At 38.7% G+C, this 11,036-nt stretch carries 8 protein-coding genes; 6 read left to right on the forward strand and 2 right to left on the reverse strand.

The genetic code is table 11. The features are described from left to right. The first annotated feature begins 170 nt into the window (after positions 1 to 170). From KSHG_RS04215 to KSHG_RS18925, 3 genes are all read left to right on the forward strand, one after another. The gene (locus tag KSHG_RS04215) at positions 171 to 1,628 is read left to right on the forward strand and encodes a TcaA 3rd/4th domain-containing protein (protein WP_010302286.1); all 1,458 of its coding nucleotides are present in this window, start codon (positions 171 to 173) and stop codon (positions 1,626 to 1,628) included. A 12-nt stretch (positions 1,629 to 1,640) separates the two neighbouring features. Then, positions 1,641 to 2,531, forward strand: coding sequence for a zinc ribbon domain-containing protein (locus KSHG_RS04220; protein ID WP_010302290.1), 891 nt, complete (start codon positions 1,641 to 1,643; stop codon positions 2,529 to 2,531). 229 nt (positions 2,532 to 2,760) lie between these two features. After that, complete coding sequence (locus tag KSHG_RS18925; protein ID WP_261797752.1) at positions 2,761 to 2,886, forward strand: hypothetical protein; 126 nt, start codon at positions 2,761 to 2,763, stop codon at positions 2,884 to 2,886. A 401-nt stretch (positions 2,887 to 3,287) separates the two neighbouring features. Here KSHG_RS18925 and KSHG_RS17385 read toward each other — a convergent pair whose 3' ends face one another. Then, positions 3,288 to 4,955, reverse strand: coding sequence for a transglutaminase domain-containing protein (locus KSHG_RS17385; RefSeq protein WP_010302293.1), 1,668 nt, complete (start codon positions 4,953 to 4,955; stop codon positions 3,288 to 3,290). 181 nt (positions 4,956 to 5,136) lie between these two features. Between KSHG_RS17385 and KSHG_RS04240 the strand changes: the two genes are divergently transcribed. The 3 genes from KSHG_RS04240 (at position 5,137) to KSHG_RS04250 (ending at position 7,470) form a co-directional block, all read left to right on the forward strand. Then, entirely contained in the window at positions 5,137 to 5,511 is a 375-nt protein-coding gene (locus KSHG_RS04240) for a hypothetical protein (RefSeq protein ID WP_010302295.1), read from the forward strand. Between the two features lie 382 nt (positions 5,512 to 5,893). Further along, the gene (locus tag KSHG_RS04245) at positions 5,894 to 6,883 is read left to right on the forward strand and encodes a hypothetical protein (protein WP_010302298.1); all 990 of its coding nucleotides are present in this window, start codon (positions 5,894 to 5,896) and stop codon (positions 6,881 to 6,883) included. A gap of 107 nt (positions 6,884 to 6,990) precedes the next feature. Then, the gene (locus KSHG_RS04250; protein ID WP_010302301.1) at positions 6,991 to 7,470 is read left to right on the forward strand and encodes a hypothetical protein; all 480 of its coding nucleotides are present in this window, start codon (positions 6,991 to 6,993) and stop codon (positions 7,468 to 7,470) included. A 337-nt stretch (positions 7,471 to 7,807) separates the two neighbouring features. Here KSHG_RS04250 and KSHG_RS04255 read toward each other — a convergent pair whose 3' ends face one another. Next, positions 7,808 to 10,963 carry a toxin-antitoxin system YwqK family antitoxin gene (locus KSHG_RS04255; protein WP_010302306.1) on the reverse strand — a complete coding sequence of 1,052 codons (3,156 nt, stop codon included), beginning with the start codon at positions 10,961 to 10,963 and terminating at the stop codon, positions 7,808 to 7,810. Positions 10,964 to 11,036: the final 73 nt, after the last annotated feature.

Consider the following 11,036-nt stretch of genomic DNA (forward strand, 5'->3'; position numbering starts at 1 on the left):
TTTTTATGTGTTTTTTCATTATAATTCATGAAAAAATAGTAAATAACAAACGTTTCATCCTAAACCAAATATATACATTTCAGTGCTTTTTATACTATAATGAAAAGAAGATGGTTTTTTTATGAATCGTTTAGATGAAACCATTTGAAACTATGCAAAGGAGCTATCGTATGAAACATTGTACAAATTGTGGAAAAGAAATAAAGGATGACCTTTCTTTCTGTCCAAATTGTGGGCAAAAGACGAAGCGTACGGTGGATAAAGTGTCTTCTGAGGAAGCATCGTTACTCGCTAAGACAGCCCCTACGACCGAACACCCTCAATCAACACTACAAGCCAGCAAACCTTCTTCCAAGAAGAAAAAAGGACTTTGGATTACCCTTATTGCCGTTGTCGCACTACTTGCAATCGCACACTTTACGATTAAAGCGATGATCGATCCGTCTAAAAAAATTGTTGCGATGCACGAAGCGTATCAAAAAGAAGACGCAAAAGCTTTCTTAAATGAATTCACGTTAGAAAAAGATACGCATGCGGATGCCGACAGCTTCTTGTCATACATGCAAGGTCAAGATTGGTCTTCTGTTCGCCAAGCGATGCAAGAAAATCTTGTCGTACTCGATAAGACAGATATGGCCGATCCTATTACGACCGAAGATGATGAACTCATTCGCCTCGTGAAAAAAGACATTCTCGGTGGTCTTTACCATACGGTGGATTTTGAATTAATTCCGATTAAGCAATCTGTATACAACGATGATTTTGATAATATCGAATTCACGACAGACGGTGTTACGGAGAAATTAGAAAAAGAAAAAGCGACGGAACTCGGTAAATTCTTACCAGGCGATTATAAATGGTCAGCCGTTCTTACTACGGAATTCGGTAAGTTGCCATTCGATGGCACGATGCTCGTAGGCGGAGAAGCTGACAAAGCATTCGAGTTAGAGCTCAATCCGAACTACGCAACGATTTCTTCTAACAATCCGGATGCGATTCTTTACGTGAACGGTCAATCGACTGAAAAAACGATTTACGATGAAAATACGATTGGGCCACTTCCATTAGACGGTTCTGTGAAAGTACAAGCAATCGTCAAAGATGGTGGAAAAACGTACAAAACGAAAGAAGTGAAAGTTCAAAAATCAGACATTCGTCTAGATTTTGAATACATCGCAGAGCAAGAACAAGCGGCAGCACGTGCGAGTGAATTAAGTGACATCGCTTATGAAAATGAAAGTGAAGTCATCGATTTTTATCAAAGCTACCGTAAAGCGTACGAATCTGATTTAAACAATCACGTCTATGATGCGACAAGCTACTATTTACAAAGCGGCTCCAAAGCGGAAAAAGAACTACAAGCCTTTTTCCCTCAATATGTAGATGGCGATGAAATTAGCAACCATACGAACAACGTCGCTTCGTTCAAAGCAATTGATACGAACACATTCCAATTAATATCAAATGAGGACTACACGTTCTATAGCCATGAAGGGCCACGTCACGACTACGAATATCGTCGTACGTATACAATCGTTAAAAATGGCTCCAACTATGTCATTACAAATATTGCAAAACAAAAAATTAGCGAAGAAATCACAGATGATGAATCATCTGACGACTATTAAGGAGATGACGAAATGATGACATGCCCAAACTGCGGCACCCCTAACCAAGAAGGAAATTTTTGTGGAAAATGTGGTAGTCCGATGAAGCAAGATACTCTTTTAGAGAAGAAACCGGCTACACCTGAACAACCTGAACAACCGACAAACAATCCCGTACCACCCGTACAAGAAACAACACACAACGTACCACCTGTACAACCTAACGCTTCAACAGAACAAAAAGCGACGCGTAGTGCAGCCGTCGAAAACTTAAAAAAACAAGGTGGCAACTACTGGCACTATTTCTTACAAACATTGAAAAAGCCATCTCAAATGGGATCCGAAAATTACTTTAAATTCGCTATAATTTCGACTGTTATTTCTTTAATTTTATACGCACTAATTCCCGTCGTCTTTACGAACAAAATGCTCACGAGCATCTACGGTTTTGCAAATACGATGTCGAATGGATTGTTCGACGGCTCCGCTTCTCTTGGCGTCGGGGCGTTCATCCGTATTTTCTTATACTTAGGTATTTTCTACGTACTACTCGTTGCCCTCGTTTTATTATTAAGTCGTCAACTCGGTACGATGACATCATGGAAACAAGGAATTGCGCAAATCGGTGCTTTCAATAGCATCATCAACGTCGTATTCCTTATCATTCTCGTCTTACTTTTATTAAACAGCCTTGCTTTCTCTATTTTGCTATACGGTCTCATCTCAACGATTTTCGTTGCGCTCGTGCCCTTGTTCACAGCAAGCTTCTTCTTCTTCAAGAGCAACAAGCTGGACCCATTCGTTAACTACTTGCTAACGATTGTCGCATCACTCATTTTCGTTGTCATTTACTACTCCATTTTCTTTGATAAAATTGCCAACGACATTAACTTGAACTATTTCTTCGATTCATTTAATTTCTAACCTCCTACAAAGAGGCTAGGACAAAACTATAGCTAATAAGCAAAGACATTCACGATTTGAATAAGATGGAACGGACCTAAAAATCTGAGACAACATAAAAAGAAAAAGACACTTTCAAAGGGATCAAATCTTTGGAAGTGTTTTTTTGATGGAAAAAAATATTCATACGAAACAAAAAGGAAAGTGATGAATATGTGGAATTAAAAATGACAGTCAACTTTATCAGTGGGTGAAGTCGTATGAAAACTGGGAGTTGCATCGTTTACAACAACTAATCGGTAAACAAGATCGGATCGGAAAAGGAACGTTTGAAGAAAAGTTAATTGAAACGTTCCATGCCATGCCTAACGTGTGAAACGTTTGATCTTGAATAGCTTTTGAGAATAACAAATGACATTGTCGTTCAAGCATAGATCAACTACTGTACGAATACTCGGGTTTTAGCAAAGTAAAATCATCTAAAATTTGACGGCGACTCCTAGGGGAAAAGTATGAGCAGAAGACCCCAGCAGTGAGCTTGCGAGCGAGGAGGCTTCTGCCATGCCCCAGGAAAGCGTCCGTCACATTTGGCTTAAAAGAAGCGTCTTTTTCACTGTCTCACTTTCGTAGGTCAGTTCCCCGTTCTCTTTTATTTTTTCACGGTGAAAGACATGTACGCATCTTGCCCGATTTTTTTGCCATTTTTATTTTTTAATGTTGCGTCAATAAATAATGTATACGGTACGTCTGTCACATATGCTGCTTTTGGCTTAAGCGTTAATTTTTACTATTAATCGTAACGGTCGCTTCGACTTCATTACCAAATTGATCGTATAAATGAACGGCTTTCTTATTCGCCGTCGTATTCGCCACCGCAGAAGAAAGTGTCAACGTCCATGCTTTTTTCGTACTCGTCGTCGTTTGTGGCTTTTTCGTTAACGATGTAGTTGTCGCTAACTTATTTTGGAATCGCTCTTTTTGCGCTACGAGCTCTTTTACACGTCCTACTGTCGATTCGAGTTGCTCGGATAATGGTTGTTCATACGATGCCACACTTTGTAAAAAGGTTTGCGCATACCAATCAAATTGCATGATATTTTCTTTACTTAATTTCTCCATCTGTTTTTCGAGTGATGTGCGCGTGACGACTGCCTGTGGGTCAATCGGTATACGGTACACTTCACCCGCTTCGGACGTGGCGACTAAATCTCCTGCATCTTTCTTCAAATAAACGAGCTGCTTCGTATGCTGAACGACACTTCCTGTATTCAAATCATAGCTATACAAGTAACCGAACTGATTTAAAAAATAAATGCGGTTGTTCGCATACGTCATCCCGTGTGCCGCAATACCATCCGTCACGATGTCGGACGTCGTATTCGTCAATTTCCGCATCGCATATGTTTCTGGATCCGTGACGTACCACGCCCCGTTTTGGTAAATCTGCTCGCCTACTACGTAATGCTCCTTCCCTTGCATCGGTACGATCATATTGCTTCCTTCGTAGCGACGCAAGTCTTTAAAATAATCTTGCTTCGCACGTGCAGGATAGCCCGCATCTATCGTATGATCTTGCATCATCGAGTCGTCCGACAATAAAAAATACGCATAGGAAACGGTTGAATACAGTTCTGGAAACTTCTCTAAATACGCTGTCGCATAAACCGGATCGTCCCACGTCGTATCAAGATGATACCAACGACCGTCGAGCTGAACTAAATTCCACGCATGCGACTCATCCGTATACCCCGTCACATACATATTTTCAATGCCCGCTTCTTGCAGTAAGCGATACGTCAACAATGCATACGCCTGACAAACCCCTTTACCTTCCGCTAAAATCGTATACGGCGTATATTGGCTCGTCTGCAACCCTTCACTAGCATAAATCGTATGGGTGACGACATAATCGTGAAGTGCTTTCACTTTTTCAACGTCGGTCATATCTGGTCGAGTGACCGAAGCGACAATTTGTTGCACCCGCTCCGTCACGACTTTTTCTTGTTCTACTGTATGTAAATAACTCATTTTAACACGGACGTAGCGACCGTCTGCGATATACGTTCCACCTGCGCGAATCCCCGCAATATATGTATTTCGTGCATACACTTCATGAAGTGCCGCTTTCACATCGGCATTCGTCCAATTCGCATCGTACGGAATTTGAATGACTCGGTTAAAGTCCCCAAGCTCTCTCTCCAATACGTCAACGAGCTGTTCGAATGTCGACACTTCTTCCGTGTAATTTTGCACTTCTGCTCTCTTTTGACTACTTCCGACGTCCATCTCTTTATCTTGTGGTCGCTGCACGTCGATCGTCGCTTTTGCTACTTTATAGGCATCTTCAACAAGTTGTGGTGATTTCGCCTCACTCCCTGCGCCATATGACGTTAGCAACAAGCCACTTACGAAACACGCACTCGCAAGTTTTTGAATTCTCCGCATCTTCCCACTCCTTCTTCACAATCTTCATAACTACTATTATACCAAAAAAGGCATTGCTTTATAGTCATTCTACCTATACGTTTTTCTTCATTAAAACGACATAAACATCAAAATTTTCTTATTTTTATACGCTTTAATTGTTATATAATGGATATACTAGAAAAAGTAGGAGGTGTATTAAATGCAACATATTCAAGTAGGCGATCTTTATTACTCACGTTTAGGCGAAGCGGATAATTTACACTGGGTCTTTTGTTGGCAAGTCATGCGTGCTACATCTCACAACGTTTGGCTATGCCAAGTCAACGTTCAAAAATTAGAAAAAGGACCTTTTCAAATACGAGATAGTTTTTATATTGAACCGATTGCCAATCAATTTCTCGATGAAAAAAACATTATCCGTCGGCACGTCCGCGTCGGAAGTACTCGCGAGAAAATTATGAGCTGTGAAAAAATATACGATGTAGACGGCAAGCATATTAGCTATGACCCCATTGAACTTCACTTATTCGTACGAAGTGATACGGAACTCATCGCCCAAAATGTTTTTTACTAACCTATCCCATCTCCTGCCTTGCACCACACGAAAAATAAAAAGCAAGAACGAAAGAAATCGTTCTCGCTTCTAAAACTTTATACGCCAAACGTCGTTGCGACATAGTACGTGTTCTTTTATTTTTCTGTGCAGCGACGTTTTTTTGCGTGTCGGCATGGCGATGACTCCCCCATCACCCCAAATATTAAGAATGACTTGAAAGTAATAAAATAATATAGTTTTTTGTTAGTTGTATTTGTCGTTTAAAATAGAAAATTTATCGCTCTCATCCTATCCAATCAAACAGTAAAAAAATCCAATAAAATGACAAAATTATGTAAAAACAAGTGTACATACACTCATTTTATTTCTATACTTAAAGAAACAGAAAAGGAAGTGTCTTATGAAGAAAATGGTATTCGCAACAATCGCAACGGCTGTAACATTGTCGGCAGTCGCTCCGAGCGTGTCAGCATCTGCTGCAACGACATACAAAGTAAAATCCGGCAAGCTACTCAATGCAAAAACAGGGAAAGTTGTCACGAAGACGATTGTTTACAAAAAGCAGCTGTATAAAAACGGCAAGCTCGCAAAAGGCAAGATCCTCCATAAAAACGTGCTATACGTTAACGGCAAAATCAAATCAGGTGTCGTTCCATACAAAAATAAATTTTATAAAAAAGGGAAGCTCATCGGTAAAAACGTGTACTTCCTATACAATGACAAGCTGTATGTGAATGGGAAAATAGCGAAAGGTGAAAAAATCTATAACCGCTACTACTATTACAACAACGGCGTGTTATCTAATGGCACATACAAAAATAACTACTACCAATACGGAGAGCTGTTCTTCTCAGGGAAAGTAGCAAAACCATACGATATGGCTGACAACAATGTCACGTATTCAACAGACGGCTCGACGGTCACATATACACACCGTCCTTATTATTCGTTAAATATGAAAGTAAATAAATCCAAAGTAGTCGTTTCACCAAAAGCGACGGTGAAGAGCGCCAAAGTAGTAGATAACGCGGTAGAAGTCACGCTATCAAACGTGAAAAAAAATACCGTATATGATGTGAAAATCAAAGATATGAAAGTAGAAGGCTATCCGTTAACGTTCTCGACAAAATTCTCTGGGCTGCCGGACGGAGTGAAAAAATACAACTTCACAGAACTCAATGCTGCGTACAATACATACAAAAACGCGAAACCCGCAGAACTGAAAAAGTTCCTCCAATCAACGGAAGGCAAAGCGCTTGAAAAACAATTCGCAAAAGGCGAAACGTACTTCAACTCGTTTAACTTCAATCAATTAACACCTGCTCAACTGGCATACTACTCTGTGCATGAGAAGCTATCGGATTTCTTTGATATGGATTTAGACGATTAATATGAAAAAGGTATCCTTTAAGAGATGGGTATAACTTAACACATACAAATGTAAATGAATTTTTAGGCAGCTTATACAAACCGGACGGCTCCCAAATCATTTATAGTATGAACTTAGAAGATGTAAAATTAACATCGGACGTCAAAGACATCCAAGCGATCGTAACGAATGATCCGACTGTCACAACGACCGTACAGAAAAAGGATGGACGTATTCTCATTACACTCAACAATACGAAAAAGACAGACGCTGTGTATCAGCTTGCAATCTCAGGCATCCAAATAAAAAATGTCGGTAGTTGGTCATACAAGGCAACGATTAAAAGCCCGACATCTAAATTAACGAAGATGGAAGGCTATACGAAGTTAAACAACGCTTTTTGGACGTATAAAGATTATACGCAAGCACAATTAAAGAAACTCCCTAAAAGTGTCGTAAGACCATTAGCGATGTATTCAATAGAGTACGGTATGAATGGTGCTTATATAGGCTCTTCTATCGATATAGCCAACTACAACTCTCTTATGCTTGAAATCAATCGCCTATTCGGTGACCTGTTCAGTCCTTATATGGATATGGAATTTTAATTCCGCTCGTGAAAGCCCCTTTTTAGGGGTTTTTTATGCGATAAATGAGACAAAGTACACCGGTTGTGTTGTTTCTCATGCAAACAACATCGAACCCTTTCTTTCCAACACAACATCGACCAATGCCACACACTTTTTCTGTTCAGTCATACGATCTCCTCCAATGTAAAAAGACATATCCCTCACAAGAGGAATATGCCTTGGATTCAATGAAATAATATATGCTTGAAACTTTGTTTAAAACAAAGAAAAACCCCTAACTCCGAGGAGCTAGGGGGAAAAGAAATTCTTTTATATTAAACGTCCATTTATCCTACTTAAGGGAGGATAGGGAAAATTATTTTACAGTGATTGTTGTAGCTGGTGCTAATGTATTACCTGCACCTGAACCAAGGTTTACAGTTGAACCATCTACAGTAGCTGGAGCTGCTGGTAATTCAATTGTAACTGAGTCTAAAAGATTTAAGTTAGCAATTGTAGACCATGATGCAGGAGCTGTAGTAGCTTCAACTTTGTTAAGAATAATATCTTTGTTGAAGTCTAAAGCATCGTTACCATCAACATCGATATATTGGTAAGTAAATCCAGTTGAATTAAAGTCTGCTGCAACTTTAGGAACTACTGCAATTGTAACTGCTGGAGTACCATCTAATAATGAAGCTGTAGTGTTTACAGTTACAACAGTTGCATCTGGAGTAGTAGTTTCAATTTCTTTACCATTTAAAGTTAAAGTTTTGAAATCTGCTGCTGCAGCTGTTACTGCTTCACTAAATGTTAATTGGATTAATCCATTTGATAATAAAGTAGAAGTTGCTACAGGACGAGTGTTGTCTAAAGCATTAATTGTACCAACATAAGCTTTGAATGTTGCTGAAGAATCTTGTGCTTTAACTCCATCAACTGCTAATACTGCTGAACCATCAGATTTAGCTACTGTATCAGAAGGAAGTGTAAATTCAACTGTAGTATCATTAACTACTTTAATAACTGTAGTAGCTGGTAAAGTTTTACCATTGATTGAGTAATTTGCAGGATCTTTTGCTGATGCTGCTGTTACTGCTTTAGAGAAAGTAATAGTTAATTTATTATCTACTGCACTTAAAGTATTGATAGATGCTGATGAAACAGAAACTTGATTAGCAACTTGACCGAAATCTACAGTTTTAGAACCACGAGTGTTATCATTTTGTGCAAATGATGTGTCTTTTGCTAGAGCCGCTGCTGCAGTAAATGAATAGCTACCTGATAAGAATTTTTGTGTTGCACCTGTATCAGGAGTTACAACTAAAGTTTTACCATCTGTCGCAAGAGAGATTTGTGGAGCTGTACCAAATACTGTTGATAAATCTACAGTATTGTTTGTAGTAACATCAGTGTAAGAAATTTCGCTAGCCGCTAAAGCACGAGCAGAACCGAATGTTAAATCTTCATTATATGTGAAGTATAAAGCTGTTACTGCACCTTTAGAATCTTTTTTGAATGTAACTTCTTGTAAAGCTGGACCAGTAACATCTTGGTTAGCTACTACTTTTTCTTCAAAAGGAGTTACTGCATTACCAGTTGTATCTACAACACCTGATTTTACTTTAACAATAAGTTCTTCTTTAGAATCGTTTAGACCGAAGAAGTTAGTTTCTTCAGCAGCAGCAATATTGAAAGTAGCAATTTTACCAGTTGTATCTTGAGCATATGGAGTAGTAGTATCTAGAGCTACTTTTTTGTATTCACCAGTTGTTGAATCATATCGTAAAATATCAACATTTGCTAATGAAGCCGCTGTGATAGCTTTGTCGAAAGTTACTTGAACTTTATTATCTTGTAGAACAGCTGCTTTACCTGTAGCTACAGTTGTATCTTTAGTAATAGAGAAATCTTTTTTAGTATATACAACGCTATTGTTAGCAAAATCTTTATAATTTAGTACTTCTAAAGAATGTGTTTTATCAGCAGCTAAGTTTAAACCTGAGATAGTTAAAATAGTACCTGTTGCATCTAAACTTACACCTGTAGAAATAAGGTTTCCGTTAATTTTCACAGCTGGTGCTGATTGAATTGGTTCGCTTAGTTTTACAGTAACTACTTGTGCAGCATTTGTGCTAGTTTTTGAAGATACTGATTCAACTTCAGGGTCTTTTGTATCGTTAACATTAATTACTGTAGAGTATTTAGGAAGAGTTTCTTTAATTGAACCTGCTTCATAAATTCCTGAAATACTTACTACTAAATCAGTTGAAACAGTATAGCCTGATGTTAAGTTTAAAATAACAGTTTTATCGTCTACTACAGTTACGCTTGTAACGGTGTTAGCAGTAGCACCTGCAACAGTTTTAACTTCGTAGTTAGCTGGAGTAGTTACACCGTTACCTACCGCTTTAGAAAATTTCACTTTAATTTGTTTAGCGTTAATCGCAGTTACTGATTCAACTTCTGCTTTAGTTGTTGCTTGTACAGTTACTTTAACTGAAGCTTTACCTTCGTTACCGTTTTTATCTACTGCAACGTAGTTGATTGTGTATTCGCCAGCAACTTTCGTGTCGATAGCTGATACTTCTTTACCGTCGAAAGTGATCGTAGCTGTAGCTTCGATTTTTTCGCCAGAGTTATCTTTTACTGATTTTACTAATGATGCAGCTGTTGGAGCTGTAGCACCGTAAGCAACAGTTTGAGCTTCTTCAACTTCGATAGCTGGAGCTTCTGCGTCTAATTTACCGTCTACGTAAACTTTATCTTCTTTAACGCCAGAGAAAGCTTTACCGTCTTCGTAAAGTACGCCTTCAACTTCGCCTGTTACTTTTTTACCGTCTTTGTAAAGAACGCCTTCAACAGTACCTTGTGCAGCTTTACCATCTACATAAAGAACTTTTTTGTATACTTCGTTCGCAATATCGCCGTCTACGTATTGTACGCCGTCAACTACTGCTGTAGCTTTCACACCGTTGTTGTAGTATACGTTGTTAACTACGCCTGTTACAGCTTTACCAGCTTTGTATTGGATTCCTTTGTAAGAACCAGTACCTTTAGCACCGTTTTTGTAGTATACGCCGCCAACTAATGCTGTACCTTTTTTACCGTTTTTGTAGTATACAGATTTGTAAAGGCCTGTACCTTTAACGCCAGCTTTGTAATAAACGCCTGATTTAAGACCAGTGAATTTTTTACCTGTTTTGTAGTATACGCCTTTGAAAGTACCTGTAGCTAATTTACCAGCTTTGTAGTATTTAGCTGAACGTAAACCAGTGAATTTTTTACCGTCTTTGTAAAGAACTTTGTTAAAAGTTACGTAGCCTTTTGCTTTTTTACCATCTTTGTAAAGTGTTGATTTGTATACTTTGTAACCTTTTACGACTTTACCAGTTTTAGCGTTCACTAATTTACCTGATTTAAGTTTGTACGTTGTTGCTGCTGAAGCTGCACCTGGAGCTACTGCTGTTGCTACTACTGAAGCACCAAGAGCTACTGCTGCTGCTGTTTTGATCATTTTATTATTTCCCATGAATAAAAATCCTCCCTTTTTATATGGCAACTTTTGCAAATCCATTAAGGTTTCGCTCGCCATGCTTAGCCTA

This window comes from Kurthia senegalensis (assembly GCF_000285595.1).
GTDB lineage: Bacteria > Bacillota > Bacilli > Bacillales_A > Planococcaceae > Kurthia > Kurthia senegalensis.